General features: G+C 62.8%; 26 protein-coding genes. 13 read left to right on the top strand and 13 right to left on the bottom strand.

What is annotated here, in order from left to right; genetic code table 11:
* The first annotated feature begins 120 nt into the window (after nucleotides 1-120).
* The 3 genes from ACZ0BA_RS06190 to ACZ0BA_RS06180 are packed head-to-tail and all read left to right on the top strand — an operon-like array spanning nucleotide 121 to nucleotide 6180.
* On the top strand, nucleotides 121-1467 hold the full coding sequence (locus ACZ0BA_RS06190; RefSeq protein ID WP_463450448.1) for an MFS transporter: 1347 nt from the start codon (nucleotides 121-123) through the stop codon (nucleotides 1465-1467).
* A gap of 39 nt (nucleotides 1468-1506) precedes the next feature.
* The gene (locus tag ACZ0BA_RS06185) at nucleotides 1507-3888 is read left to right on the top strand and encodes a GH36-type glycosyl hydrolase domain-containing protein (protein WP_463450447.1); all 2382 of its coding nucleotides are present in this window, start codon (nucleotides 1507-1509) and stop codon (nucleotides 3886-3888) included.
* Between the two features lie 27 nt (nucleotides 3889-3915).
* Nucleotides 3916-6180, top strand: coding sequence for a glycoside hydrolase family 3 C-terminal domain-containing protein (locus ACZ0BA_RS06180; protein ID WP_463450446.1), 2265 nt, complete (start codon nucleotides 3916-3918; stop codon nucleotides 6178-6180).
* A gap of 51 nt (nucleotides 6181-6231) precedes the next feature.
* On the opposite strand, the gene ACZ0BA_RS06175 is transcribed toward ACZ0BA_RS06180, so the two are convergent.
* The 5 genes from ACZ0BA_RS06175 to ACZ0BA_RS06155 all read right to left on the bottom strand — a co-directional run bounded on the left by ACZ0BA_RS06175 (nucleotide 6232) and on the right by ACZ0BA_RS06155 (nucleotide 8758).
* Nucleotides 6232-6906, bottom strand: a complete 675-nt coding sequence (locus tag ACZ0BA_RS06175) for a hypothetical protein (RefSeq protein ID WP_463450445.1) — start codon at nucleotides 6904-6906, stop codon at nucleotides 6232-6234.
* A 244-nt stretch (nucleotides 6907-7150) separates the two neighbouring features.
* On the bottom strand, nucleotides 7151-7480 hold the full coding sequence (locus ACZ0BA_RS06170) for a helix-turn-helix domain-containing protein (RefSeq protein ID WP_463450444.1): 330 nt from the start codon (nucleotides 7478-7480) through the stop codon (nucleotides 7151-7153).
* A gap of 38 nt (nucleotides 7481-7518) precedes the next feature.
* Entirely contained in the window at nucleotides 7519-7914 is a 396-nt protein-coding gene (locus ACZ0BA_RS06165; protein ID WP_463450443.1) for a hypothetical protein, read from the bottom strand.
* Nucleotides 7915-8049: 135 nt separating this feature from the next.
* Nucleotides 8050-8334 (bottom strand): RnfH family protein, encoded by a 285-nt coding sequence (locus tag ACZ0BA_RS06160; protein ID WP_463450442.1) that lies wholly within the window; start codon nucleotides 8332-8334, stop codon nucleotides 8050-8052.
* Nucleotides 8324-8758: a type II toxin-antitoxin system RatA family toxin gene (locus tag ACZ0BA_RS06155; protein ID WP_315212968.1), complete on the bottom strand. Its 435-nt coding sequence runs from the start codon at nucleotides 8756-8758 to the stop codon at nucleotides 8324-8326. Before ACZ0BA_RS06155 ends, ACZ0BA_RS06160 begins: the two co-directional genes overlap by 11 nt.
* A gap of 98 nt (nucleotides 8759-8856) precedes the next feature.
* Between ACZ0BA_RS06155 and smpB the strand changes: the two genes are divergently transcribed.
* The 3 genes from smpB (at nucleotide 8857) to ACZ0BA_RS06140 (ending at nucleotide 10732) form a co-directional block, all read left to right on the top strand.
* The gene (smpB, locus tag ACZ0BA_RS06150; RefSeq protein WP_090313823.1) at nucleotides 8857-9306 is read left to right on the top strand and encodes an SsrA-binding protein SmpB; all 450 of its coding nucleotides are present in this window, start codon (nucleotides 8857-8859) and stop codon (nucleotides 9304-9306) included.
* Nucleotides 9307-9506: 200 nt separating this feature from the next.
* Nucleotides 9507-10178, top strand: a complete 672-nt coding sequence (locus ACZ0BA_RS06145; RefSeq protein ID WP_463450441.1) for a hypothetical protein — start codon at nucleotides 9507-9509, stop codon at nucleotides 10176-10178.
* The gene (locus ACZ0BA_RS06140; protein ID WP_463450440.1) at nucleotides 10178-10732 is read left to right on the top strand and encodes a FlgO family outer membrane protein; all 555 of its coding nucleotides are present in this window, start codon (nucleotides 10178-10180) and stop codon (nucleotides 10730-10732) included. The genes ACZ0BA_RS06145 and ACZ0BA_RS06140 overlap by 1 nt, the downstream gene beginning before the upstream one ends.
* Before the next feature lie 12 nt (nucleotides 10733-10744).
* On the opposite strand, the gene ACZ0BA_RS06135 is transcribed toward ACZ0BA_RS06140, so the two are convergent.
* Nucleotides 10745-11563: an NAD-dependent protein deacetylase gene (locus ACZ0BA_RS06135; protein ID WP_463450439.1), complete on the bottom strand. Its 819-nt coding sequence runs from the start codon at nucleotides 11561-11563 to the stop codon at nucleotides 10745-10747.
* Between the two features lie 178 nt (nucleotides 11564-11741).
* On the opposite strand from ACZ0BA_RS06135, the gene ACZ0BA_RS06130 reads away from it, so the two are divergent.
* The 5 genes from ACZ0BA_RS06130 (at nucleotide 11742) to ACZ0BA_RS06110 (ending at nucleotide 15974) form a co-directional block, all read left to right on the top strand.
* Nucleotides 11742-12326 (top strand): RNA polymerase sigma factor, encoded by a 585-nt coding sequence (locus tag ACZ0BA_RS06130; RefSeq protein ID WP_463450438.1) that lies wholly within the window; start codon nucleotides 11742-11744, stop codon nucleotides 12324-12326.
* Nucleotides 12323-13069: a zf-HC2 domain-containing protein gene (locus tag ACZ0BA_RS06125; RefSeq protein WP_463450437.1), complete on the top strand. Its 747-nt coding sequence runs from the start codon at nucleotides 12323-12325 to the stop codon at nucleotides 13067-13069. The genes ACZ0BA_RS06130 and ACZ0BA_RS06125 overlap by 4 nt, the downstream gene beginning before the upstream one ends.
* A complete protein-coding gene (locus tag ACZ0BA_RS06120) occupies nucleotides 13066-14538 on the top strand; it encodes a S8 family peptidase (RefSeq protein WP_463450436.1) in 1473 nt (490 codons plus the stop codon). The genes ACZ0BA_RS06125 and ACZ0BA_RS06120 overlap by 4 nt, the downstream gene beginning before the upstream one ends.
* Entirely contained in the window at nucleotides 14535-15239 is a 705-nt protein-coding gene (locus ACZ0BA_RS06115) for a TorF family putative porin (protein ID WP_463450435.1), read from the top strand. The genes ACZ0BA_RS06120 and ACZ0BA_RS06115 overlap by 4 nt, the downstream gene beginning before the upstream one ends.
* 117 nt (nucleotides 15240-15356) lie before the next feature.
* A complete protein-coding gene (locus ACZ0BA_RS06110) occupies nucleotides 15357-15974 on the top strand; it encodes a PEPxxWA-CTERM sorting domain-containing protein (protein WP_463450434.1) in 618 nt (205 codons plus the stop codon).
* Between the two features lie 48 nt (nucleotides 15975-16022).
* Here the strand turns inward: ACZ0BA_RS06110 and ACZ0BA_RS06105 are convergent, their stop codons facing one another.
* The 4 genes from ACZ0BA_RS06105 to ppsA all read right to left on the bottom strand — a co-directional run bounded on the left by ACZ0BA_RS06105 (nucleotide 16023) and on the right by ppsA (nucleotide 20448).
* Nucleotides 16023-16442 carry a DUF4259 domain-containing protein gene (locus tag ACZ0BA_RS06105; protein ID WP_463450433.1) on the bottom strand — a complete coding sequence of 140 codons (420 nt, stop codon included), beginning with the start codon at nucleotides 16440-16442 and terminating at the stop codon, nucleotides 16023-16025.
* Nucleotides 16443-16449: 7 nt separating this feature from the next.
* Nucleotides 16450-17400, bottom strand: coding sequence for an SPFH domain-containing protein (locus ACZ0BA_RS06100; RefSeq protein WP_463450432.1), 951 nt, complete (start codon nucleotides 17398-17400; stop codon nucleotides 16450-16452).
* Between the two features lie 23 nt (nucleotides 17401-17423).
* On the bottom strand, nucleotides 17424-17858 hold the full coding sequence (locus ACZ0BA_RS06095; protein ID WP_463450431.1) for an NfeD family protein: 435 nt from the start codon (nucleotides 17856-17858) through the stop codon (nucleotides 17424-17426).
* A 160-nt stretch (nucleotides 17859-18018) separates the two neighbouring features.
* The gene (gene ppsA / locus ACZ0BA_RS06090) at nucleotides 18019-20448 is read right to left on the bottom strand and encodes a phosphoenolpyruvate synthase (protein WP_463450430.1); all 2430 of its coding nucleotides are present in this window, start codon (nucleotides 20446-20448) and stop codon (nucleotides 18019-18021) included.
* A 174-nt stretch (nucleotides 20449-20622) separates the two neighbouring features.
* Between ppsA and ppsR the strand changes: the two genes are divergently transcribed.
* Nucleotides 20623-21471, top strand: coding sequence for a posphoenolpyruvate synthetase regulatory kinase/phosphorylase PpsR (gene ppsR, locus ACZ0BA_RS06085; RefSeq protein ID WP_463450429.1), 849 nt, complete (start codon nucleotides 20623-20625; stop codon nucleotides 21469-21471).
* Nucleotide 21472: 1 nt separating this feature from the next.
* Nucleotides 21473-22534, top strand: coding sequence for an endo-1,4-beta-xylanase (locus tag ACZ0BA_RS06080; RefSeq protein WP_463450428.1), 1062 nt, complete (start codon nucleotides 21473-21475; stop codon nucleotides 22532-22534).
* A gap of 40 nt (nucleotides 22535-22574) precedes the next feature.
* Here the strand turns inward: ACZ0BA_RS06080 and ACZ0BA_RS06075 are convergent, their stop codons facing one another.
* From ACZ0BA_RS06075 to rnhB, 3 genes are read right to left on the bottom strand one after another with little or no spacing between them, the layout of a single operon-like run.
* Nucleotides 22575-23774: an EAL domain-containing response regulator gene (locus tag ACZ0BA_RS06075; RefSeq protein ID WP_463450427.1), complete on the bottom strand. Its 1200-nt coding sequence runs from the start codon at nucleotides 23772-23774 to the stop codon at nucleotides 22575-22577.
* A 20-nt stretch (nucleotides 23775-23794) separates the two neighbouring features.
* Complete coding sequence (locus tag ACZ0BA_RS06070) at nucleotides 23795-24580, bottom strand: TrmH family RNA methyltransferase (protein ID WP_463450426.1); 786 nt, start codon at nucleotides 24578-24580, stop codon at nucleotides 23795-23797.
* Nucleotides 24577-25293: a ribonuclease HII gene (gene rnhB / locus ACZ0BA_RS06065; protein ID WP_463450425.1), complete on the bottom strand. Its 717-nt coding sequence runs from the start codon at nucleotides 25291-25293 to the stop codon at nucleotides 24577-24579. The genes ACZ0BA_RS06070 and rnhB overlap by 4 nt, the downstream gene beginning before the upstream one ends.
* Nucleotide 25294 lies beyond the last annotated feature (1 nt).

The following is a 25294-nucleotide window of genomic DNA, read 5'->3' as shown; positions in this document are numbered from 1 at the left end:
TGTGGACAGTTCCAGCGTTCCGCCCTGTTCGGGCAGTGGAGTTCCGGCTCCACTGCCTCTTTTTACATGTGCAACCACCGACGGTATTAAACTGTCAGCTACCGTTTAAACAAGGCGACTGTGAATAAAAAACTGACTTGGCGTGAAAAGATCAGCTACGGCATCGCCGATATGGGCTTCAATTTTTATTGGACCAATATCGCCACTTTCCTGCTGATCTACTACACCGATGTCTTCGGCATTTCGGCCGGCGCGGCGGCGTCGATGATGTTTACGATTAAACTCATCAACGCCTTCACCGATCCGATGATCGGCGCGGCGGCCGACCGCACCAGCACCCGCTTCGGCAAATTCCGCCCCTATCTGATCTGGGTGCCGGTGCCGCTGGCCTGCGCGGCCATCCTCACCTACACCACGCCGGACCTGGGCCACGACGGCAAGCTCATCTGGGCCTACGGCACTTATCTGCTGATGATGGTCTGCTACACCTGCATCAACATCCCCTACAACGCGCTGTCCGGCGTGCTGTCGGCCGATCCGCAGGAACGCTCCACCGTCAACGGCCTGCGCTTCATCTTCGCCTTCGCCGGCGGCACGCTGGTCACCGCCGCCACGCCTGCCATGGTTTCCTGGCTGGGTGCCGGCGACGACAAACTGGGCTGGCAACTGACCATGCTGGCCTGGAGCGTGTTCGCCTCCGGCCTGTTCGTGCTAACGTTCCTGAACACGCGCGAGCGCATCGCGCCGGCGCCCTCGCAAAAGTCCAACGTGGCGCAGGACATTCGCGACCTGTCGCGCAACCGGCCATGGGTGGTGCTGTTCTTCCTGGCGCTGATCATCATGATCACCATCACGCTGCGCACCACCAGCGCGGCCTACTACTTCAAGTATGTGGTAGGGCGCCCGGAGCTGATGCAAGGCTTCGTGCCGGCGTATATGATCTCGGCGGCCGTCGGCGCCTCGATCACGCCGTTCCTCACGCGCTTCGTCGACAAAAAGAAACTGATGATGATTTTGATGAGCGTGACCGCGGTGCTGTCGTCGGCCTTCTTCTTCGTGCCCACGGACCAGGTCACGTTGATGTTCGCGCTGCAGATCGGCATGGGCCTGGCGCTGGGACCGAAGTCGCCGCTGGCCTTCTCCATGTACGCCGACACGGCCGACTACAACGAATGGAGCACCGGCCGCCGCGCCACCGCGATGACCTTCGCCGCCGCCACGTTCTCGCAAAAGCTCGGCACCGCGATCGCAGTCGCCGTCATCGGCTCGCTGTTCACCCAACTGGGCTATGTCGCCAACGCGGCGCAGTCGGTCGGCTCGCAAGCCGGCATCGTCTGGCTGATGTCGTTCATCCCGGCGGGGTTCGCGGCGCTGGCCGTTGCCGTCATGTTTTTCTATAACCTCGACAACACCAAACTGGTTCAGATCCAGGCCGAGCTGGAAGAACGCAAAGCCAAGACCGCATAACTTCACACCTCATATCGCTTTAATACGGAGAACCGTCTCATGCTACGCCCAACCCACAATGGCGACCGCTTCGAACTGACCAGCGCCACGGCCATGCCGCGCGCCGCCGGCTTCCTGTGGAACCAGAAAATGATGATACAGGTGACCTGCCGTGGCTACGCCGTCGCCCAGTACATGCAGCCGGAACCCGCCAAGTACGCCTACGCGCCCAACCTGGAGGCCAAGACCTTCATGCAGCCGGAGCAGAACTACTACGCCCATCATCCGGGGCGCTTCTTCTACATCAAGGACGAAGAGACCGGCGAGCTGTTTTCGGCGCCGTATGAGCCGGTGCGCACGCCGGTCGACAGTTTCAATTTCTCGGTCGGCAAAAGCGACATCGCATGGACCATCGAGCATCTGGGCCTGCGCGTCGAGCTGACGTTGAGCATTCCAACCACCGACGTGGTGGAACTGTGGTCGCTGCGCGTGACCAACCTGTCCGGCCGCGCGCGCAAGCTAAGCGTCTACCCCTACTTCCCGATCGGTTACATGTCGTGGATGAACCAATCGGGCGAGTATCGCGGTGATCTGGGCGGCGTGGTGGCGAGCAGCGTGACGCCGTATCAAAAGGTCACCGACTACTTCAAGCAAAAGGATTTCAAGGACAAGACCTATTTCCTGTGCGAGCAGGCGCCGGTGGCGTGGGAAGTGCAGCAGCAGGCCTTCGAGGGCGAAGGCGGCCTGCATTATCCGAGCGCGATCCGGGAGCAGTTGCTGGCCAACGGCGACGCGCGCTATGAAACCCCGGCCGCCGTGGTGCAATACCGGCTGGCGCTGGCCGAGGGCCAGGCACAGGACTACCGCTTCATTTTCGGCCCCGCCTTCGACGATGCGGAAATCATCGCCATGCGTGAAAAGTATCTGGGCGCCGCCGCTTTCGACCAGGCGCGCAAGGATTACGCCGACTACATCGCCGGCGGGCGCGGATGCCTGCGCATCGAAACGCCCGACAAGGAGCTCGATAACTTCGTCAACAACTGGCTGCCGCGCCAGGTGTTCTATCACGGCGACGTCAATCGCCTCAGCACCGATCCGCAGACCCGCAACTACCTGCAGGACAATATGGGCATGAGCTTCATCAAGCCCGGCGTGATGCGCAAGGCCTTCCTGCATGCGCTGTCGCAGCAGGAGGCCAGCGGCGCGATGCCCGACGGGATCTTGCTGGCCGAAGGCGCGGAGCTCAAATACATCAACCAGGTGCCGCACACCGACCATTGCGTGTGGCTGCCGGTGGCGCTGAAGGTGTACCTGGACGAAACCGGCGACTACGACATCCTCAACGAGGACGTCGTCGGCCACGACAGCGGCGTGGCCATCACCGTCTCGGAGCGCATGAGCAGCGCCATGGACTGGCTGCTGCAGGCGCGCGACCAGCGCGGCTTGAGCTACATCGCCCAGGGCGACTGGTGCGATCCGATGAACATGGTCGGCTACAAGGGGCGCGGCGTATCGGGCTGGCTGACGGTGGCCACGGCCTATGCGCTGAACCTGTGGGCCGAGATATGTGAAAAAAGCGGCGGCGCCAGCGCCTCGCTGGTGGAAAGCGCGAAGCACTTCCGCGCGGGCGCAGTGGCCGTCAACCGCGCGGCCAACGAGCACCTGTGGGACGGCGACTGGTACGCGCGCGGCATCACCGACGACAACGTCACCTTCGGCATCAGCAAAGACAAGGAAGGCCGCATCTATCTGAATCCGCAGGCGTGGGCGATGCTGGGCGGCGCTGCCGATGCCGGCAAGCGCGCCGCCATGATGGCCCAGGTCGAGGAGCAGCTGGACACCCCGTACGGCGTGGCGATGTTCGCGCCGCCGTACAGCGCCATGCGCGACGACGTCGGCCGCGTGACGCAAAAGCACCCCGGTTCGGCGGAAAACGGCGCGGTCTACAACCACGCCTCGATCTTCTACATCTACAGCCTGTACACCATCGGCGAAGGCGACCGCGCCTACAAGCTGCTGCGCCAGATGATCCCCGGCCCGAGCGAGGCCGATTATCTGCAGCGCGGCCAGCTGCCGGTGTTCATCCCCAATTACTACCGTGGGGCGTATCACCAGTACCCGCGCACGGCCGGCCGTTCCAGCCAGTTGTTCAACACCGGCACCGTCTCGTGGGCCTACCGCTGCTTCATCGAAGGACTGTGCGGCTTGAAAGGCGATACGGACGGTTTGCTGGTCAATCCCCAGTTGCCAAAACACTGGGACGCCATCAAAGTCACGCGCCAGTTCCGCTATGCGACGTTCGAGGTGTCGATCCGCCGCGCCGACGTCGGCGAAATTCAGGTCGCGCTGGACGGAAAACGATTGCCTGAACCGCGCGTGACCGGTATCGTTGCGGGTGGAGTATACGCGCTCGAGGTTTTGATCCCGCGCGCCGACCTATAAATCGAAATATAAGGACATAGCAATCGTATGAAGAAGCGTCTCTGGCTGTCACTGGCACTGGTTTATCCCCTCATGCTGTCTTCCACGTTAAGCGGAGCGGCCCATGCCGCCGACGCCAAACGTCCATGGCTCGATAAAAAGCTGACGCCGGACGCGCGCGCCGAGCAGCTGGTCAAGGCGATGACGCTGGATGAAAAAATCCAGACCGTGTTCGGCTACTTCTCCACCGATTTCGAGTCCAAAAAACACGTCGCGCCGAAGGAAGGCCGCAAGGATTCGGCCGGTTTCATTCCCGGCATCGAGCGTCTGGGCCTGCCGCCGCAATGGCAGGCCGACGCCGGCGTCGGCGTCGCCACCCAGGCCGCATCGAAAAAACCTTACCAGCGCACTTCCCTGCCCTCCGGTCTGGCAACCACCGCCACGTGGAATCCGGAACTGGCGTTCGCCGGCGGCGCGATGATCGGCAGCGAGGCGCGCAAGACGGGCTTCAACATCATGCTGGCGGGCGGCGTCAATCTGCTGCGCGAGCCGCGCAACGGCCGCAACTTCGAATACGGCGGTGAAGATCCGCTGCTGGCGGGCGTCATGGTCGGCGAACAGATTCGCGGCATCCAGTCGAACCACATGGTATCGACGCTCAAGCACTTCGCCTTCAACGACCAGGAAACCAACCGCAATCACGTCAACGTCAAGATCGACGACACCGCCGGCCGCATGTCGGACCTGCTGGCGTTGCAGATCGCGATGGAACGCGGCGATCCGGGTTCCGTCATGTGCGCGTATAACCGCGTCAACGGCTCCTACGCCTGCGAGAGCGACTATCTGCTGAACCAGGTGCTCAAGCAGGACTGGGGCTTCAAGGGTTACGTTATGTCCGACTGGGGCGCGACCCACTCCACCGTTCCGGCCGCGCTGCACGGACTGGATCAGCAATCGGGCCATCCGTTCGACAAATCGGCCTACTTCAACGAGGCGCTCAAGGAGGCGGTGGTCAATGGCCACGTGCCGCAGGCGCGCCTGGACGACATGGTCAAGCGCATCACGCGCGCGATGTTCGCCAACGGTTTGATCGAACATCCGGTCGTCACCCCGACCACCGACGGTGCCGGCATCGACTTCGCCGCCAACGGTAAGATCTCGCAGTCGGATGCCGAGGAAGCCATCGTTCTGCTCAAAAACAGCAACGACCTGCTGCCGCTGGGCGCCAACGTGCGTACCATCGCCATCATTGGCGGCCACGCCGACGCCGGCGTGCTGTCGGGCGGCGGTTCGGCCCAGGTTTATCCGGTCGGCCTGTCGCCGGTCGCCAACGAAGGCCCGGCCTTCTTCCCGGGCCCGATGGTCTACCACCGCTCGTCGCCGATGCATGAACTGAGCGTGCGCACCGGCGCCAAGGTGGTGTACAACGACGGCAAGGACGCCGCCGCCGCCGCCAAGCTGGCCGCGTCGAGCGACGTTGCCATCGTGTTCGGCAACCAGTGGATGGCCGAAGCCCTCGACGCGCCGGACCTGAACCTGCCGAACAAGCAGGACGCGCTGATTTCGGCCGTGGCCAAGGCCAACGCCAAGACCATCGTGGTGCTGCAGACCGGCGGTCCGGTCGTCATGCCATGGCTGAACAACGTCGGCGCCGTGGTCGAAGCCTGGTTCCCCGGCACCAGCGGCGGCGCGGCGATCGCGCGCGTGCTGACCGGCGAAGTCAATCCGTCGGGCCGCCTGCCCGCCACCTTCCCGGCCTCGGTGGCGCAGCTGCCACGTCCGGTGATCGACGGCGACGCGGTGACCAAGGATGAAAACATCATGGAGAAGGTCACCACCGACTACAACATCGAAGGCGCGGCGGTCGGCTACAAGTGGTTCGACCTGAAGGGCCACAAGCCGCTGTTCCCGTTCGGTTACGGCCTGTCGTACACCAGCTTCGCCTTTGCGGACCTGAGCGCGAACAAGTCGGCCGATGGCGCCGGCATCGACGTCAGCTTCAGCGTGCAGAACACCGGCAAGCGCGATGGCAAGGCGGTTGGCCAGGTGTATGTGTCGCCTGCGGCCGGCGGCTGGGAAGCGCCGAAGCGCCTCGGCGGCTGGGACAAGGTGGCGGTGAAAGCCGGCGCCAGCGGCAAGGCCAAGGTGAAGATCGATCCGCGTCTGCTGGGCGTCTACGACAGCGCCAGCAAGACCTGGAAGATCGCCGCCGGCGAATACATCGTTACGCTGGCCGAATCGGCGGGCGCCAAGCCGGCCGCCACCGTCAAGGTCAAGCTGGACGCGCGCACGCTCAACATCAGCGGACGCTAAGCGGTCCCGCAGGCGGCATCGCGGTTCACGCGGTGCCGCAAAACTCTTCCATCATTTCTCTTTCCAGAACACGTCGACGGTGTCGACGCTGTTCTGATTCCACGCCCGGACCTTGGCCTCGACAAAGGTGCCTTCCATATCGTCGCGGGGGCTGATGCCCACCGCGTGATAGCGGAACTGCTCACCGTGCTTTTCCCGCGCAAGCTGCTCCGCCTTGTTTTTCAAATCGCTGTTTTGCCCGAGCTGTTTGCCGGTCAGCGCCAGCATCGACAGCGTCACGCCGATGGTCAGCGCAACGTTGATGCCCGGCTTCTTGCGGCCTGTGGTCTGGATCGCCGCCTGCACCGGCTGACGGCCCAATTGCTGCAAAAGCCAGTACAACAAACCGCAGAACAGCACCAGCGGCAGCGCCGCGCCGAAGCGGGTGGCCGGCGCCAGGCGCAATTCCGTCACGGTCAGGTCGAGCGGCTGCATCAGCGACATGGCGCCGCTGGCCATGGCCATCGGCAACAGGATCGCGGCGATCCAGATCAGGGCGACGGCGGCTCTGACGCTGCCGCGCATCAACAGCACGCCGGCGATCACGGCGGGAATGGTCATGCTGTACGAGTAGCTCGCGCCGGTGGACAGGCACCAGATCAGGTAGGCGATATCGACCGCCCCGACGGCCAGCAATACGATGCCGGCCCGGTGCAGGATTTGTGGTGCGCTCTGTGTTTCGATCAATTTGGCTCCGCTGTATTTTCGGTCGGCCAATATTGTAGCTTATGCATGCGCGGCGCCCGTCGCCGCGCGGCATAGGTGCCGAAATCCAGCCCGCAGAAGTTCAGCAGGATTTCCGTGTTGTCGAGGCGGGCGGCGAATGTGCAAAAGCTGCGCAAACAACCCAGGCGCCCGAGGCATCACTGCTCGGGCCATGGGCGATGGCGGGCTTGGCCATGGCCGCGCACGGCCGCTGGCGGCAAGCCGTCTAATTGCTGTGGGCTTCGCGCCAGAGTTGCGGGCGCGAGCGCCGGTACTCGACGAACTCCCGCTCGACATAGGCGGGATCATGCGCGATATGCCATAACAGTGTTTCTTCGTTGAAACTGGGACGCGCCTCGCCCGATTCCCAGCGCCGAATGTTGCGCAGGCTGAGGCCAAAACGACTGGCGAAGTCGGACTGCGACAGGCCGGTCGATGCGCGCAGGTTGGCCATGTTGATCGGCGCGGGTATGAACTCGATGGTGTCAAGTTCGACCTCGCCACGAAGGTGCCGGCCCATTTCCTCAACCGCCTCGATTAGTGCGTGTACGTTCATCGCTACCTCCTGTCATGAGTATCATGTTGTTGGACTGATTAGGAATCAATAAGGTTCCATATCCATCTCAAGCCGCTGCGCACCGTTGCCGATACCGCGCTCGCGGTCGCCGCCGACAGCGCTACGCGCAGCAGGCGCTGTTCGTTCGCGGGCAGTGGCGGTTCGTCCCAATCGACTTTTTCGATGCTTAGCAGGTGAATCCGCATGCCATCGGCGGACAAATTGTAGTAAATAATGGTGCCGGCGAAATCGAGGCCACGCAACCCACCCGCGCCAAAGCCCCCCACCGGCTTGCCGCATCCTGCGTTGTGCGCCAACACCAGCAACAGCGCGCGGTGTTCTTCCCGGTTCAACGACAACTCCATGCCGCGTTTGAATTTTTTCGTGGAGGAGATCCGCACCGGCGGTAAGGACGAGGGAAGGGGTTGGTTCATAAGGCCGCCGTGCATGAGGAAGCGTCATTGTCTTCCTGCTAACGGCGGAGCTTATGAGCTATCTCAATTGAAGTCACATTGCGACAGCATAGAGCGCTACGCAGACGCGAAAACGGGTTAAATCATTTACCCGATTCAACGAACCAGTTTTTTCCGGCGGCGGGCGTTTTTCGGATCCGCAATCAGGGGACGGTAGATCTCCACGCGGTCGTGTTCGCGCAGCACCGTGTCAAGCGTCTTCTTTTTAGCGTAGATGCCGACCTGCATGGTCGTCAAATCGATGCCCGGCACTTCGGCCAGCACGCCGCTGGCGGCAATGGCCTGCTCCAGCGTGCTGCCGGCGGGCATTTTCAATTCGCGCAGGAACTGCACCGCGTCGCTGGCGTAGCACACCTGCACGTTGATAATCTCAGCCGCCATACACGGTTTCCGCCCGTTTGCAGAAGGAATCGACCATGCTGTTGGCGATCATGCCGAACACCGGCCCGACCAGCTTGTCGAGCAGGGTGCCGGAGAATTCGTAGCGCATGTCGAGCTCGATCTTGCAGGCGTCCTCGCGCAGCGCCTTGAACGTCCAGACCCCGTCGAGGCACTTGAACGGTCCATCGACCAGCTTCATCTTGATGGTGGTCGGCGCGGTGTTCTCGTTGGAGGTCGTAAAGCTCTGCTTGACGCCGTGGTAATTGATGCCGATGCTGGCCACGACGACGTTGTCGCGCCGTTCGCGTATCTCGACGCCGCTGCACCACGGCAGAAATTTGGGATAGTCATCGATGTTGGCAACCAGATCGAACATCTGCTGGGCGCTGTAACCGAGGAAAACTGATTTGTGCACTACTGCCATTGGCTAACCATTTGCTATGATGTTGAATTAGTCGCGTTTTTTGACGCGAAGCAGTAGTTTAACCGACCCGCACGCAAATACAGCTGATTTACGACCCCATGACCATAGCCGATAACAAAAAAGCCTTTTTTGACTACTTCATCGAGGACCGCTACGAAGCGGGCATCGTGCTCGAAGGCTGGGAAGTGAAGGCGATCCGCGACGCCCGCGTGCAGATCAAGGAAGCCTACGTCACCATCCGTGGCGACGAGCTGTTCCTGTTCGGCGCCCACATCAGCGCCCTGCCGACCGCCTCGACCCACATCAGCCCGGAAGCGGTGCGCACCCGCAAACTGTTGCTGCACCGTCAGGAGATGGACAAGCTGATCAGCAAGGTCGAGCGCTCCGGCTATACTTTGGTGCCGCTCAACCTGCATTACAAGGGCGGCCGCGTCAAATGTGAAATCGGCCTGGCCAAGGGTAAGAAAATGCACGACAAGCGCGCCACCGAGAAAGATCGCGACGGCAAACGCGAGGTGGCGGCGGCAATGAAGACCCACAGCCGCTAAAACCACGCGAACTGTTGCGCGCTCCGTACACAACCCGGTCCCGAACCGGGTTTTTTATCGCCTTGAGAATTTCTAAACGGAAACATCCATGCTAAACTGGACGCTGGATGATTTTACATTCGCGCCCGCCGCATACACCAAGCGGACTCGAATAACGGTAGACTTTTGACGATGAGGCAATAATGGCGCTGAAAACTGCAATGGCTCTGGCAGCCGGTCTGGTCCTGTCAGGATGTGCGGCGCGCTATACGCCGGCGCCACTGGCCGCGAACTTCCCCACCACCAAGCAGGCCAAGCTGCAAGCCGCCTACCATTGGGGCGTGGTGTCCAACAGCATCGAGAAACGGCTGGTGGCCCAGCTCAAGAAAAGTCCGCCGCGTCCGGTGTTCATCAACGAGCCTGCCGACTCCAACCCGTTCCAGCGCGCACTGGTCACCCAGCTGACCACCTCGCTGGTCAACGACGGCTATGTCGTCACGCGCACCCCGGCCGGTTCGCTCAAGATCGATCTGGACATCCAGGCCGTCACGTTCTCCGCCAGGCGTCCGCAATACCGCCCGGTCGGCGAGCGCACCGCCCTGCCCGGCGGCGTCTCGATGGTCGAGCTGACGCCGGCGCCGCTGTCGAACGAAGAAGCCTTCCACGGCGGCTGGGACCCTTACGACCTCGGCAACGCCCAGTTCGCCCCGGGCCAAACGCCCAAGACCGAAATCATCGTCACCTTGTCCGTGTCCGACCAGTATCGCTATCTGGCGCGCACCACGTCCGCCTACTATGTGGCCGATTCCGACCGCGAGCTGTATGGCATCGTCGAGCAGGACGCCGACCTCACCAAAGTGACCCGTATCTTCAAAGTACGCGGAGACATGTAATGCTGATGACATCCCTTGCCCGCGCCGCCGCGCTGGCGCTGCCGTTGATACTTGCGGCCTGCTCCTCCACCGCCACCAAGGACGAAGGCAACTATTCGACGATCTCGTCCAACCAGTTCATCGACGCCAACTACAAGGCCGCCGATTCGCTGATGCATCAACTCAGCGGCAAACTGACCGCCGACAAGCCGCTGATCATGGCCACCATCGTCAACATCGACGCGCTGGAGCAGACCACGACCCTGGGCCGGCTGGTGTCGGAGCAAGTGTCGACCCGCCTGGCGCAAGGCGGCATGCGCATGATCGAGATGAAACTGCGCAACAACGTCTACCTGAAGCGCAATCAGGGCGAGCTGATGCTCACCCGCGAAATCGGCGAAGTGGCGACCGCGCACAACGCCCAGGCGATCGTGGTCGGTTCGTACGCGGAAACCAGCGACATGGTGTTCATCAACGTCAAGGTCATCCAGCCGAACTCCAACCTGGTGCTGGCGGGGCAGGACTATGTGCTGGCCAAGGAAACCATCGTCCGCTCGATGTTGCAGCGGAACTAAGCCAGCCCCCAGCTAGACCAGGCGCGGCAGCACATCGGCCGCCGCCGCCTCCACCTTCAGTCCGATCAGGTCGTCCGCGCGGGTCTTGCCCAGGTTGATCGCCGCGATCGGCTTGCCCGCAGCGGCCGCCAGCTTGCAGAAGCGGAATCCTGAAAACACCATCAGCGACGAACCGACCACCAGCAGCGAATCGGCGCGCTCCATCATGGCCAGCGCGTCGGCCGTGCGCTGGGCCGGGATATTGTCGCCGAAGAAGATCACATCGGGCTGCAAGGTGCCGCCGCAATGCGCGCAGACCGGCACATGGAAGCGCTGCAACGCCTCGAGCTCGACCTCGGCGTCGCCGTCGGGACGCACTTCGGCGTCGACCGCGAACAAGCCGGGATTCGCTTCAAGCAACTCGGCCTGGATCGCGGCGCGCGCGCTGACGCGACGGCAATCCAGACAGACAACGCCGTGGATGTTGCCGTGCAGCTCGATCAAATTGCGGCTGCCGGCGCGCTGGTGCAGGCCGTCGACGTTTTGCGTGATCACACCGTCGATGCGGCCGGCCTCCTCCAGTGCCGCCAGCGCGCGGTGGCCGACGTTTGGCGCCGCTTGCGCCAACGTTGGCCAGCCGACCATGCTGCGCGCCCAATAACGGCGGCGCACGCCTTCGTCGCGGCGGAAATCCGGCCCCTGAATCGGCGTGCGGCCGCGCCGGACGCCGTCCTTGTCGCGGTAGTCGGGAATGCCGGAGTCGGTGCTGAGGCCGGCTCCGGTCAGGACCAGCACGCGCCGATGCTGGTGTAGAAAGGTTTGCAGGTGGTCGATTTGAGCGTTCAGGTTCATGATGCCATGGTAGCCGAATCCCGGTGGTAGCATGCGTCATGGACAGGTTTTGACCCGGCGTCGCCTGTTGCTGGCTTGTTGACTGCTTGTTGACTCCTTGTTGCACATATATATTTGCTGTTTAGTAGAACCATTTACCCGCCGACCGGCATCTACGGCAAACAATGGAGGATGGCGGATGCGTCAATCACAGGGCCTGTCGACGGGCTCATTACCGGATGCGAACGAGGCGTGCCTGCTAGGCAGGATAGCGGGCGGGGACAGGGCCGCCTTCGAGCAGTTGTACCGCAGCTATTTTCCGCGCCTGTCGCGGTTCATCGGACGGATGACCCGCAATGCCACGTTGATCGAGGAGATTGTCAATGACACCATGTTGGTGGTGTGGCAAAAAGCCGAGACCTTCGATGGCAGTTGCAAGCCTTCGACCTGGATTTTCGCCATCGCCTACCGCAAGACCCTCAAGGGTTTGCGTGGCAGCGACGATCCGGTGGAGTCCGACGCGTCGCTGTACGAGGATGAAAGCGGTAACCAGCCCGAGCAGACGTTCACCCGCCTGCAGTTGCAGAACACGGTCGCCGAGGCGTTGGACAAATTGCCCGCCGCACAGCGAGCGGTGATGGTGCTAACCTATTATCATGAGATGGCCTACAGCGACATCGCTGAAGTGGTCGATTGCCCGGTGAACACGGTCAAAACCCGGATGTTTCACGCGCGGCACAGATTGAAGGATTTGTTGTGGAACGAGAGAGAGAGCGGTCGATGAACGGGCAAGTCTTCAGACTGGATGTCCCGGCCCACCAGGCGGTGCAGGAACTGCTGCCCTGGTATGCGTCATCGCAACTGGAACCGGACGACGCGCACCGCGTGGAAGTGCATCTGCACACCTGCGAGCAATGCCGTCAGGATTTGCAATGGGAGCGCAAGATGCTGGACCAAGGGAGCGCGGACACCGCCCTGCCGCCGGGTGTGGATATGGAACGTGCGTGGGCGCGGCTGCTGCCGGCGCTGGGCCCGACCGAGCACGTGGAACAAACGGAACCGCCGGTGCGCGCCAGCGCAGCTTCGTCTCCGGCGGCGACCGCCGCGCCAGCGTTCGTCCAGCCGCCCGGCGCATCGGTGGTTCCACGGCGCTGGTGGGCTCTCGGCGCCGCGAACCAGCCCACCTGGCTGCGCTGGGCGGTGGCGGCGCAATGGGTGCTGATCGTCGGTCTGGTGGCGCTGCTGGCACGGCCGGATCAACCGCCCGCCGCCTATCGTGTGCTGGGCAACAGCGTCGGCGCCGGTGCCGTCGGCAACATGGTGGTGATGTTCCAGCCCACCACCACAGAGCGCGAACTGCGCCGCATTTTGCAAGCGCAAGGCGCGCGCGTGGTCGACGGCCCGACGGTCACCGACGCTTACCTGATCAGCGTGCCGGACGAAAACCGCGAACGCGCGCTGCAAGCGCTGCGCGCGGACCCGGCCGTCAAACTGGCCGAGGCGCTCGACGACGGCGGCCCACCTTGAACGCGCGTGCCGGCTTGCTGGCCGCCGTAATCGCCGCCGTGCTGTCGCTGACGCTAACTGGCAAGGCGCTGGCTGGCCCCGCCGAGCCGCAAACCGCACCGCCCGTTCGTGCGGCAAGCGCGGCGCCGCCGGCCGGCGACGAGCGCTTGCTGCCGCCCGCCGATGACGGCGCCCACGACCCCGGTGCCAACCAGTTGCTGGTCATGCTGCGCCTGCCGGCCACCCACTACCGGCCCGACGCCACGTACGGCGGCCGTTATATGGACGACAGCGGCAGCAGCGGTCGCATGCGCCGCGCTCAAGCGCTGGCGCAGAAGCATGGCATGACGGTGGTCGAAGGCTGGGCCATGTCGCTGCTCGGCATCGATTGCTACGTGATGCGCTACCAGGACAACGCCGACGCCACCAGCATCATCGAGCAGCTATCGCGCGATCCGCAAGTGGAATGGGCGCAGCCGGTGGCCAGGTTCGACGGCATGGCCGAACAGGCGCCGCACACCGTTCCGGCCGCACCAGCGAATCCGGTGGTACCGGTTGCCGCCTTGCCGGCCGGCGCCGCAGCGTCAGACCCGCTGTACCCGGTGCAACCGGCCTCCCGCTACTGGCATGTGGCCGACCTGCACCGCTACACCACCGGCCGCGAGGTACGGGTAGCGGTGATCGACAGCGGCATCGACGGCAACCACCCGGACCTGCAGGGCCAGCTGGCGGTCAACGCCAACTTCGTCGACAACGGCGAGCCGCCGCCGGAGATCCACGGCACCGCCGTCGCCGGCATCATCGCGGCGCGCAGCGGCAACGGCGGCATACTCGGGGTCGCGCCCAAGGCCAGGCTGATGGGCTTGCGGGCCTGCTGGCAACTGCCCAACCAGAGCACCCGATGTAACAGTTTCACGCTGAGTAAGGCAATCAATTACGCGATACTGAACGGCGCCAAAGTCATCAACCTCAGCCTGTCCGGTCCGCCCGACAGGCTGTTGGACCGTTTACTGGACGTCGCAATCGCGCGCGGCATCGGCGTGGTGGGTGCGGTGGACGCGCAGGCCAGCGCGCCGACCTTCCCCGCCAGCCATCGCGGCGTGCTGGCCGTGTCCTCGCAACCGAGCGTCAAGGTGTCCGGCAATTTCGCGCCGGTCAGCGCGGCCACGCTGATGGTGAAGGCGTCGGCGGCCGCCGGCCTCGAACGCCCGCTATTCGCTCCGGGCAACGACGTGCCGACCACCGCGCCCGGCGCGCGCTGGTCCTTCGTCAGCGGCAGCTCGTATGCGGCCGCGCATGTTTCCGGCATGCTGGCGTTGCTGGGAGAATTACAGCCGGGCGCCACGCCCGCGCAGTTGCGGCGCATGCTGCAACCGTCGGAAGTGTTGAACGCTGTTAATATTGACGCATGCGCCACCATTTCCCAACTCATCGACCACTGCAGCTGCGGCTGCCCAGCCAAACTCACCCAGCGCGGCGCCGCCCAGTGACATTGCGCGGCGCCGTCATCGCCCTCGCCGGTCTTTGCGCGCTGGCGCCGCCGGCGCGCGCGCAGCTGGATATGGATATCAGCGGTAGCGTGGCGCTGCAGTCGGAGTACCGGTATCGCGGCCAAAATCCGGGCCGGGGCAAGGCGGTGCCACAGGTGACCGTCAATATCGACGGCGTGGCGGGATGGTACCTGGGCGGGTTCGCCAGCGCGATGACCATCGGCGACGCCGAAGGCTACAAGCTGCAGGGTTACGCCGGTTATGCGCAACGTCTGCGCTCGGGCGGCAGCTGGGAGGCCGGCTGCAGCCGCATCACCTACACGCAAGCGCACGCTAACGATTTTTCAGAGTGCTACGCAGGCTTGAGCTTCGAGCGTGGCAGCACACGGATCTATTATTCGCCCAAGTACCTGGGCTTCCCGGTGAAGACGGTGTACGCGGAGGTCAGCGCCTTCTACCCGGTGCATCCGCGCTTCAATCTGATCGCCCACATGGGCGTGCTGCATAACATCAGCGGCGGCTACTGGGCCGGCATCCCGACCTCGTCACGCATCGACGCGCGGCTCGGCGTCGGCATCCCGTTCGGTAACTGGACGGTGCAAATCGCCCGCGAATATGTGCAGGACGACGGCCGGCGTTATGTCTGGTATCCGGTGCACCCGCCGAAATCCTGGAGCCTCGGGCTGACCTACGCGTTCTAAGTCGCAGCAACATTCGCCGACGAAAAAGCTCGCACAAAATAAATTACTGGATTACAATTTAATTATCCTATAAGGAATTCTAGTTTCCAAAAATAAATGTTACGGGGAAATACAAAAATGAAAATCACGACTTTGTTCAAATCTTCCATGCTCGCCGCCCTGCTGTTCGGCGGCAGCGCCTTCGCCGCGCCCGTGGAACTGCTGGTGAACGGCAGCTTTGAAGCCACACCCCAGGCGGCAGGCAGCTGGAACAATTATGCCAACCTGAGCGGTTGGACCGGCGGGCAGTACGGCATCGAACTGCGCAACAACGTCCAAGGCGTAGCCGCCGATGGCGTCAACTTCATCGAGCTGGACACCACCCGCAACAGCAGCTTCAGCCAGACGGTGTTGACCACGCTCGGCCAGCACTACACGTTGAGCTTCCAGTTCCAGGACCGCGCCGGCGTAGCCGCTTCGTCACAAGGCCTTTCAGTGAACTGGGGCGGCAGCTTGATCGGCCAAGTCAACAACTCGCTGAACGGCGGCTGGCAAACCCAGACCTACTCCCTGATCGGCGACGGTTCGGCGATGAAACTGAACTTCAGCGCTATCGGCGTCAGCGACAGCCTGGGCACGTCGCTGGACAATGTGTCGTTGATCACCGCCGTGCCTGAGCCGGAGACCTATGCGATGCTGCTGGCGGGCATGGCTCTGGTCGGCGTCGCAGCGCGCCGCCGCAAGGCCGCCAGTTAATTCCCGCGGCTCACCGTCAAAAAACGCCCTTCCGGGCGTTTTTTCATTTCAGGCGACGATGCGTTCACGCAGGGCTTCGACCGAGGCGCGCCATGCCTCGTAATGTTCGCTCTCGGCCCACAGCTCGCGCAGTTCCGATTGGTCGGACAGGATGCGGGCGATGGCCTGCAAGGCCTTGTCCTCCAGATCCGCGCGCCGACGCGCTTTCGGCTTGCGCGCCTCGACCCATTCGTCCACCGCCGCGCTGTCCTCGCTGGCCGCGCCGCCCTTGCCCTGAAGCCGCGCGAGGACTTCGATGGCCACCAGCGCCTCCGCCGCGAACGGCGCTTCCAGCTCGCCAGTGCCGGTGTCGAGCGCCGTGTTCAGCGTGTCCTCGACCGCGTCCAGATTACTAATCTCCTGCAAATCCTGCGCCCAATCCTGCGCGTAGTCGTTGCCGAACGCGTCCACCGCCCATGTACCCATCATCCGCTCCTTATGCTTTGGCGGGTTTGATCAGCGGCGCATCCTTCTGCGTCTTCACCACTTGCATCGCGGTGGCGATCAAGCCGCTCATCTCGCCCAGGTTGGCCGGGATGATAATCGAATTATTGGTTTTGGCAAGCTGGCTGAAGGCGCCAACGTACTGCTCCGCCACCTTCAGATTGACCGCGTCCTCGCCACCGGGCTCGCGGATCGCCGCGCCGACCTGGCGCAGCGCCGACGCATTCGCTTCCGCCAGCGCGACGATCGCCGCAGCCTGGCCCTCGGCGCGATTGATGGCGGCCTGCTTGTCGCCTTCCGAGCGGGCGATCTGGGCTTCGCGCTCGCCGTTGGCGATGTTGATCTGTTCCTGCTTGCGGCCTTCGGAGGCGGCGATCAGCGCGCGCTTTTCGCGCTCGGCGGTGATCTGCGCCTGCATGGCGTGCAGGATCTCCTTCGGCGGCGTCAGATCCTTGATCTCGTAGCGCAGCACCTTCACGCCCCAGTTGGCGGCCGATTCGTCGATCGCGTTGACCACCGTGGTGTTAATGTGGTCACGCTCCTCGAAGGTCTTGTCCAGCTCCATGCGGCCGATCACCGAGCGCAAAGTGGTTTGCGCCAGCTGCGTGATGGCGGCGATGTAGTTCGACGAACCGTACGAGGCGCGCATGGCGTCGGTGATCTGGAAATACAGTATGCCGTCCACCTGCAGCTGCGTGTTGTCCTTGGTGATGCAGACCTGCGGCGGCACGTCCAGCGGGATCTCCTTGAGCACGTGCTTGTACGCGATACGATCGACGAACGGGATCACGATATTGAGGCCGGGCCCCAGGGTCGCATGGTATTTACCGAGCCGCTCGACCACCCACGCGTGCTGTTGCGGCACCACGTTGATGGTCTTGAACACAAATACCAACGCCAGGACAAACAGGACCAAGCTTACGTTACCAAAACTGATATCCATCTAAACTCTCCAGTAAATTAATCTTAGCCAGCCACGATCAGGCGGCTGCCGCGCACTTCGCGTATCGTGTACTGGCCGGGCACCGGCGCAGCGTCATTCGGCACGCTGCGCTCCAGCTCCACATCCCACAGCGCGCCGCGATACATCACGCGCGCCGAGCCATCCTGCCACCCCGGCACATTGACCGTCTGGCCGATATCCATATTGACGTTGGGATCGCGCTCGGCCTTCACCTGGCTTCCGGTTTTGCCAAAGCGGCTGCGTCGCAGCGCGACGGTGGCGCCCACGCCAACCAGCGCTGCCACCAGCGTCTGCGTCGCCTGGCCGAAGCCCAGTAACGCCGCGAGCGCACCGGCGGCAAGGCCGATCGCGATCATCAGCAAATAGAAGGTGCCGATGAACAGCTCCACGATGACGGCCGCGCCGGCGGCGACGAGCCAGTAACTCCAGTCAGTCATGATGTTCCCCTTGGACCACGGTTGAAAAATGCAAAAACCCCCGCTTCCCGGAGTGGGACACGAGGGTTTTTGCAGCAAGACAGATAGTATTGATAGAGTTTTTTGCAACTAAATTCGACAACTCCAGTCTATACCATTTTAAGTCCGCGTCAATACTTTATTACTTTTGCAGCGCGGCCAGCTTCTGCCACGTGTCGATCACCGAGTCCGGGTTCAGCGACATCGACTCGATGCCCTGCTCCATCAGCCAGACCGCGAAGTCCGGATGATCGGAAGGACCCTGGCCGCAAATGCCGATGTACTTGCCCTGCGCGCGGCAAGCCTTGATCGCCAGCGACAGCAGCGCCTTGACGGCCGGATCGCGCTCGTCGAAGTCGGCCGCCAGCAGCGCCATGCCGGAGTCGCGGTCCAGGCCCAGGGTCAGCTGGGTCAGATCGTTGGAACCGATCGAGAAGCCGTCGAAGTGCTCCAGGAACTGGTCGGCCAGGATCGCGTTCGAAGGCACTTCGCACATCATGATCAGACGCAGTTCGTTTTCGCCGCGTACCAGGCCGTTCTTGGCCAGCAGGTTGACGACCTTCTCGGCCTGGCCGAGCGTACGCACGAACGGCACCATGATCTCGACGTTGGTCAGGCCCATGTCGTTACGCACGCGCTTCATCGCCTGGCATTCCATTTCGAACGCACCGGCAAAGTCATCGGCCAGGTAGCGCGCCGCGCCACGGAAGCCCAGCATCGGGTTTTCTTCGTCCGGCTCGTAGCGCGAACCGCCGATCAGCTTTTTGTACTCGTTCGACTTGAAGTCGGACAGGCGCACGATGACCGGTTTCGGCCAGAAGGCGGCGGCGATGGTGGCGATACCCTCGGCCAGCTTGTCGACGTAGAAGGCCTTCGGCGAGGCGTGGCCGCGCGCGACCGACTCCACCGCTTTTTTCAGGTCCGCATCGATGTTCGGGTATTCCAGAATCGCTTTCGGGTGAACGCCGATGTTGTTGTTGATGATGAATTCCAGACGCGCCAGACCGACGCCGGCATTCGGCACGGACTGGAAGTCGAACGCCAGCTGCGGATTGCCGACGTTGAGCATGATCTTGGTCGGCAGTTTAGGCAGCTCGCCGCGCGCCACTTCCGACACTTCCGTCTCCAGCAGGCCGTCGTAGATCTTGCCCTCGTCGCCTTCGGCGCAGGACACGGTGACGAAGGTGCCGTCCTTCAGGATGTCGGTGGCGTCGCCGCAACCAACGACCGCCGGCACGCCCAGCTCACGGGCGATGATCGCCGCGTGGCAGGTGCGGCCGCCGCGGTTGGTGACAATCGCCGAGGCGCGCTTCATGACCGGTTCCCAGTTAGGGTCGGTCATGTCGGCCACCAGCACGTCGCCCGGCTGCACGCGTTCCATGTCGGCCGCGTCGTGGATCACGCGCACGGGACCGGCGCCGATCTTCTGGCCGATCGCGCGGCCCGACGCCAGCACGGTGCCGCTCGATTTCAGCTTGAAGCGCTGCTGCACGTCGGTCGCCTTCTGCTGCGATTTGACGGTCTCCGGACGCGCCTGCAGGATATACAGTTTGCCGTCGCGGCCATCCTTGCCCCACTCGATGTCCATCGGACGGCCGTAGTGGTTTTCGATGATGACGGCGTACTTGGCCAGTTCCACAACTTCGGTGTCGTTCAGCGAGTAGCGGTTGCGCATTTCCACCGGCACGTCTACGGTCTTGACCGAGCGGCCAGCCTTGGCTTCGCTGGTGAACTCCATCTTCAGCAGCTTGGAGCCGATGTTGCGGCGGATGACAGGCGATTTGCCTTTTTCCAGCATCGGTTTGTGGACGTAGAATTCGTCCGGATTGACGGCGCCCTGCACCACCGTCTCGCCCAGGCCATAGCTGGAGGTGACGAAGACCACGTCCTTGAAACCGGATTCGGTATCGATGGTGAACATCACGCCGGCCGCGCCCAGGTCCGAACGGACCATGCGCTGCACGCCGGCCGACAACGCGACTTCGGCGTGGGTGAACCCTTTGTGGACGCGGTACGAGATCGCGCGGTCGTTGTACAGCGAGGCGAAGACGTGCTTCATCGCGTCCAGCACGTTTTCAATGCCGACGACGTTGAGGAAGGTCTCCTGCTGGCCGGCGAACGAGGCGTCCGGCAAATCCTCGGCGGTGGCCGAGGAACGCACGGCAAACGACATTTCGGTGCTCGAATCGGCGACCAGCTTGTCGTAGAACGTCTCGATCTCCTGCTGCAAGCGTGGCTGGAACGGGGTTTCGACGATCCATTGACGGATCTCGGCGCCCGCTTGCGCCAGCGCGCGCACATCGTCGATGTTCAAATCGGCGAGGCGGTCGGCAATGCGCTCGGCCAGCGGTTTGCCGCCGTCGATGCTATGCGACAGGAAGTCGCGGAATGCCTGCGCCGTGGTGGCGAAGCCGCCCGGAACCCGCACACCGGCTTCCGCCAGTTGGCTGATCATTTCGCCCAGCGAGGCGTTTTTGCCGCCGACGGATTCGACATCCGTCATGCGCAAATTTTCGAACGATGCGACATAAACCGCTTCGTTGTTTTGCTCCTTCAATGCTGCGTTAGACATGTTGACACCTTTTGATGATAGAAATCTTCTGGCGGTGCGCCGACGCTATACCTTCGCATTACTTGTTTCATTCTTGTTATTCTGGGCGTCGTGCAGCACAATCTTACCTATGGCGTCCATTCTACAGGCTGCGGCTCAAATTGACGATTCACAATCCTGACAGGCTTACATCACATGACACAAGAACAACGTCCTACCCTGCCGTCGTCCGCCCGCACCGTGTTCTTCGTCTCGGACGGCACCGGCATCACGGCTGAAACTTTTGGTCACTCGGTCCTGACCCAGTTCGAGATGCGCTTTCGCCAGGTGCGCCTGCCTTTCATCGATACGCTGGACAAGGCGCACGACGCGGCACGCAAGATCAACGAAGCATTTGCAACCGACGGTCAACGTCCGATCATCTTTTCAACGCTGGTGCAGACCCAGTTGTCGGACGTGATCCGCGCCTGCAAAGGCATGTATATGGACTTGTTCCAGACATTTGTTGCCCCGCTGGAACAAGAATTAAATGTCAAATCGACACACACGATCGGCCGCTCCCACAACATCGTGGACAGCGAGGAATACAAAAACCGCATCGAAGCGATCAATTTCTCGCTTGCGCACGACGACGGCCAGTCGCACAAGAACCTGGCCTCGGCCGACGTGATCCTTGTCGGCGTTTCGCGCTCGGGCAAGACGCCAACCAGCTTGTATCTGGCCATGCAGTACGGGATCAAGGCGGCAAACTATCCGCTGATCCCGGACGATTTCGAGCGCGGCAAGCTGCCGTCGTCGCTGTACGACTTCAAGCCGAAGATTTTCGGGCTGACGATCACGCCGGAGCGCCTGGCCGAGATCCGCAACGAGCGCCGCGCAGGCAGCAAGTACGCGTCGATCGAAAACTGCCGCTATGAGGTCAACGAAGCGGAAATGATGATGAAGCGCGAAGGCATCCGCTGGCTGTCGTCGACGACCAAATCAATCGAGGAGATTTCGACCACGATCCTTCAGGAGATCAAACCTAACCGTCGGGAGTACTGACATGATCCGACGCGCCGCGTTGACCGTGCTGTTGGGGGCTGTTGTCTTAAACGGGGCCGCGCAGGAGACGCCCTCCCTGGCGAAAGCCTATGAAGGACGGTTGAAGATAGGCGCCGCCATCGAACCGTCGCAACTGACGTCGGCCGAGGCGCCTCTACTGGCAGCGCACTTCAACAGCATCGTCGCCGAAAACGTCATGAAGCCGGCCGACATCCAGCCGAAGGAAGGCGCGTATAACTTCGCGCCGGCCGACAAGCTGGTGGCCTATGCCCAGGGGAGCGGCATCGCCATGCGCGGCCACACGTTGCTGTGGCATCTGCGCACGCCTGAGTGGATGTGGACCGACCGCGAAGGCAAACCGGCGTCGCGTGATCTGGTGCTGGCGCGCTTGAAGTCGCATATCGAAACGGTGGTTGGCCGCTACAAGGGCGCGGTGTACGCCTGGGACGTGGTCAATGAAGTCATCGACGAGAAGCAGCCCAACTGCCTGCGCAAGGACAAATGGTTCGCCGCCACCGGCGAGGACTACATCGAGCAAGCCTTCCGCTACGCCCACGCCGCCGATCCGAAGGCGCGGCTGTACATCAATGACTATTCTACCGACGAACCGGCCAAGCGCCAGTGTCTGGAGCGCGTCGTCAAGGGCTTGATCGCGCGCGGCGTGCCGGTGCACGGGGTCGGGCATCAAATGCATGTATCGGTGTTCGGACCGTCGACGGAAGCCATCGACGAGTCGCTGACCACTTTCGCGCGCTTAGGGCTGGAAAACCAGGTCACCGAGCTCGATGTCAGCTTGTACAAATATAAGGCCAAGTCGCTGTCGGACAGCGAGGAGAAGCTGCTCCAATTGCAGGGCGAGCGCTACGCGGCGCTGATGAAGGTGTTCCTGGCCCATCCGGAACTGCGCGCCGTCACGCTATGGGGCATCTCGGACAGCCACACCTGGCTCAACCACGGCGAGTATGAAGGGCGCCACGATTCGCCACTGCTGTTCGACCGCCGGCAAAAACCCAAGCCCGCCTACACCGGCATGCTGAACGCAGCAAAAACCATCACGAACTAGATATACAGACCACGGCGACAGCAAAAACCGCCGCGGGCATCTAGAAAAAATGCTGCCAGTCGGCGAGCCAGGCGGGAAATTCCTCGACCGGCATCGGCTTGGCGATGTAATAGCCTTGCGCGTAAGTGCAGCCCAGACCTTGCAGGAAGTCCCAATCCTGCTTGGTCTCGACGCCGACCGCGACCGACCGCCTATCCAGGCTGCGCGCGAGCCCCAAACATGAGCGCAGCACCGTGCCAATCGCTTGCTTCTTCGAGGCGCCGTCGACAAAGCTGCGGTCGATCTTCAACTCCGAGAACGGTATGCGCGCCAGCAGCTGCAGGTTGCTGCGCCCCGTGCCGTAATCGTCGATCGCCAGGCCGAAGCCTTTCATCCGCAGCCGCAGCAGCCGCTCGAGAAAGTGCGGGTCGGTCGTCAGCACCGCCGATTCGGTCATCTCGAAGGTGATGTAGTCGGGCAGGATGCTGTGCCGCGCCAGGCACGCCGCGATCTGCTCCATGAACTGCGGGTGCGCCAGCGTGCTCTGGTCGACGTTGATCGAAAACGAGATCGGAATGCCTTGATCATGCAAGACGCGGCAGGCCGCCACCGACTTTTCGATCATGCTCCAGTCGAGGAAGTCGATGCGGCGGTTCTGCTCCAGCGCCGGCATGAACGACGCCGGCCCCAGTACGCCATGCAGCGGATGACGCCAGCGCGCGAACATCTCCAGTCCCTTGACCTGCCCCGTCTCCAGCTCTATCTTCGGCTGGAAGAACGGATCGAATTCGCGCGCCTGCAGGCCCGCGCCCACTTCGGCAAACGACATCGGATGCACCTTGCCGGTGGCGGCGTGGGGCACCGGCCGGTGCAGATGATTGGCGACCAGCGCTTCGAGGCGGCTGCCGATGACCGGCTTGCCGATCGCGCCCAGCACGTCGACACCGTAGGCGTCAGCCATGGTTTCGACCGAGAACAGCACGGCGTTGGTTTGGGCGCCGACGATGATGATGCCGGCGCTGCTTTTTGCTTCACCCAGCCGGCGTATCAGTTCCAGCGCATCCATGCCGGGCAGCGCCAGATCGAGAATGGCGATATCGACCGGCGGCGTGATGCCGGCGCTGAAGTGGCGCAGCGCGGTGTAGCCGTCGGGCGCTTGCGTGATCCGGCCGACACCCAGGTGTACCAGGATATCGGCCAGCGCGTGCCGTTGTACCTGATCTCCTTCAGCCACCAGAAAATGCAACTGCGCGATATCCATGACGGCTCCGATCAAACGTTCTAGAGCTGATTCTGCCTGACTTGTTCGAAAAAGCATACTGCCGCGCATGCGGCGACGTTGAGCGACTCGACCTGGCCCAGATGCGGTATCACCACCTGATGGGTCGCCATCGATAGCAGATCGTCCGCCACGCCCTGCCCTTCGTGGCCGAACAGCCACGCGACCGGCTGCCGCAGATCGACATCGTACAAGCGCTGCGTGGCGTAGCCGCTGGTGGCAAGCGACGTCACTTTGGAGGCCGACACCAGCGCTGCCAGGTCGACGTTCTCGAAAATATCAAGCACAAAGTGCGCGCCCATCGCCGCCCGCAGCACCTTGGGCGACCAGCAGAACGCCGTACCGGCGCTGCAATAGACTTGTTTGATGCCAGCCGCCGCCGCGCTGCGCAGGATCGAACCGACGTTGCCCGGGTCTTGCACGTTATCGAGCAGCACCGCCGATACGGCCAGCGGCTCCGTGACGACGCGTTCCGGCGTCTGCACCGAGAACATCACGCCGACACCGTGTTCGACCTGGCTGACGGCGTTGTACAGCGCATCTGGCAGCGCCAGCACGTGCGCGTGCTTCGCTTCCAGCTGGCCGACGATGTCCATCACTTCCGGGTTGTGCAGCGCTGTCTCGCTGACGATGCACTGCTCCGGCAGGCCGCGCAATTGCAGGTACGCCTGGCAAAGGTGCACGCCGTCCAGCAAGGTGCGGCCGGACTTGCGGCGCGCCTGCGAACTGCCCGCCAGCTTGACCAGTTCCTTGTATTGCGCGTTGTCGCGCGAGGTGATGGTCTTCATGCATAGCCTCCGGCGGCCAGCAAGTCCATGGTTTGCGCGTTCTGCACCGCCGCTTGCACGACTTTTACCGTCTCGACGACCACGCCGTTGCGCAGCGCGTGCAACTCCAGCACCTCGCGCACCGGCGCGAACGAGCGGCGGTGAACCGGCGAGGCGCCGTGCTCGCGCAGGCGCTCCATGTGCAAGGCGGTACCGTAGCCCTTGTGCTGGTCGAAGCAGTAATGCGGATATCGCTCGTGCAGCGCCACCAGCGCGGCGTCGCGCGCGGTCTTGGCCAGGATCGAGGCCGCCGAAATGGCATCGACCTTGTCGTCGCCGCCGATGACGGCGATGCTCTGGATTTTCATGACCGGGCAGCGGTTGCCGTCGATCAGGGCCAGCGTGGGCACCGTCTTCAGCGCTTCCACCGCGCGCCGCATCGCCAGCATCGACGCCTGCAGGATATTGAGCTTGTCGATTTCCTCTTCCGACGCTTCGGCGATGGCCCAGGCCAGCGCTTGCGCCTTGATCATAGGCGCCAGCAGATCGCGCTTGGCTTCGGTCAGCTTTTTCGAGTCGCGCAGGCCGACGATGGGCCGCGAGACGTCGAGGATGACGGCGGCCGCGAACACCGGCCCGGCCAGCGGGCCACGGCCGGCTTCATCGACGCCGCAAATGATCTCGTCGGCCGAATCGGGCAGATCGTCGAACAGGCCGGGATGTTGATTTTTCACG

The sequence above is a fragment of the Duganella sp. AC917 genome (assembly GCF_979258245.1).
The sequence above is the reverse complement of the archived record's forward strand: the minus strand, read 5'-3'. Positions and strand labels throughout refer to the sequence as shown.

What these genes read in the sequence shown, in the direction of transcription:
- ACZ0BA_RS06185 (WP_463450447.1), top strand. Translation starts at nt 1,507, where the DNA reads ATGCTACGCCCAACCCACAATGGCGACCGCTTCGAACTGACCAGCGCC.
- ACZ0BA_RS06180 (WP_463450446.1), top strand. Translation starts at nt 3,916, where the DNA reads ATGAAGAAGCGTCTCTGGCTGTCACTGGCACTGGTTTATCCCCTCATG.
- ACZ0BA_RS06170 (WP_463450444.1), bottom strand. Translation starts at nt 7,480, where the DNA reads ATGAACGTACACGCACTAATCGAGGCGGTTGAGGAAATGGGCCGGCAC.
- ACZ0BA_RS06165 (WP_463450443.1), bottom strand. Translation starts at nt 7,914, where the DNA reads ATGAACCAACCCCTTCCCTCGTCCTTACCGCCGGTGCGGATCTCCTCC.
- ACZ0BA_RS06160 (WP_463450442.1), bottom strand. Translation starts at nt 8,334, where the DNA reads ATGGCGGCTGAGATTATCAACGTGCAGGTGTGCTACGCCAGCGACGCG.
- ACZ0BA_RS06155 (WP_315212968.1), bottom strand. Translation starts at nt 8,758, where the DNA reads ATGGCAGTAGTGCACAAATCAGTTTTCCTCGGTTACAGCGCCCAGCAG.
- smpB (WP_090313823.1), top strand. Translation starts at nt 8,857, where the DNA reads ATGACCATAGCCGATAACAAAAAAGCCTTTTTTGACTACTTCATCGAG.
- ACZ0BA_RS06145 (WP_463450441.1), top strand. Translation starts at nt 9,507, where the DNA reads ATGGCTCTGGCAGCCGGTCTGGTCCTGTCAGGATGTGCGGCGCGCTAT.
- ACZ0BA_RS06140 (WP_463450440.1), top strand. Translation starts at nt 10,178, where the DNA reads ATGCTGATGACATCCCTTGCCCGCGCCGCCGCGCTGGCGCTGCCGTTG.
- ACZ0BA_RS06135 (WP_463450439.1), bottom strand. Translation starts at nt 11,563, where the DNA reads ATGAACCTGAACGCTCAAATCGACCACCTGCAAACCTTTCTACACCAG.
- ACZ0BA_RS06130 (WP_463450438.1), top strand. Translation starts at nt 11,742, where the DNA reads ATGCGTCAATCACAGGGCCTGTCGACGGGCTCATTACCGGATGCGAAC.
- ACZ0BA_RS06125 (WP_463450437.1), top strand. Translation starts at nt 12,323, where the DNA reads ATGAACGGGCAAGTCTTCAGACTGGATGTCCCGGCCCACCAGGCGGTG.
- ACZ0BA_RS06110 (WP_463450434.1), top strand. Translation starts at nt 15,357, where the DNA reads ATGAAAATCACGACTTTGTTCAAATCTTCCATGCTCGCCGCCCTGCTG.
- ACZ0BA_RS06105 (WP_463450433.1), bottom strand. Translation starts at nt 16,442, where the DNA reads ATGATGGGTACATGGGCGGTGGACGCGTTCGGCAACGACTACGCGCAG.
- ACZ0BA_RS06100 (WP_463450432.1), bottom strand. Translation starts at nt 17,400, where the DNA reads ATGGATATCAGTTTTGGTAACGTAAGCTTGGTCCTGTTTGTCCTGGCG.
- ACZ0BA_RS06095 (WP_463450431.1), bottom strand. Translation starts at nt 17,858, where the DNA reads ATGACTGACTGGAGTTACTGGCTCGTCGCCGCCGGCGCGGCCGTCATC.
- ppsA (WP_463450430.1), bottom strand. Translation starts at nt 20,448, where the DNA reads ATGTCTAACGCAGCATTGAAGGAGCAAAACAACGAAGCGGTTTATGTC.
- ppsR (WP_463450429.1), top strand. Translation starts at nt 20,623, where the DNA reads ATGACACAAGAACAACGTCCTACCCTGCCGTCGTCCGCCCGCACCGTG.
- ACZ0BA_RS06080 (WP_463450428.1), top strand. Translation starts at nt 21,473, where the DNA reads ATGATCCGACGCGCCGCGTTGACCGTGCTGTTGGGGGCTGTTGTCTTA.
- ACZ0BA_RS06075 (WP_463450427.1), bottom strand. Translation starts at nt 23,774, where the DNA reads ATGGATATCGCGCAGTTGCATTTTCTGGTGGCTGAAGGAGATCAGGTA.
- ACZ0BA_RS06070 (WP_463450426.1), bottom strand. Translation starts at nt 24,580, where the DNA reads ATGAAGACCATCACCTCGCGCGACAACGCGCAATACAAGGAACTGGTC.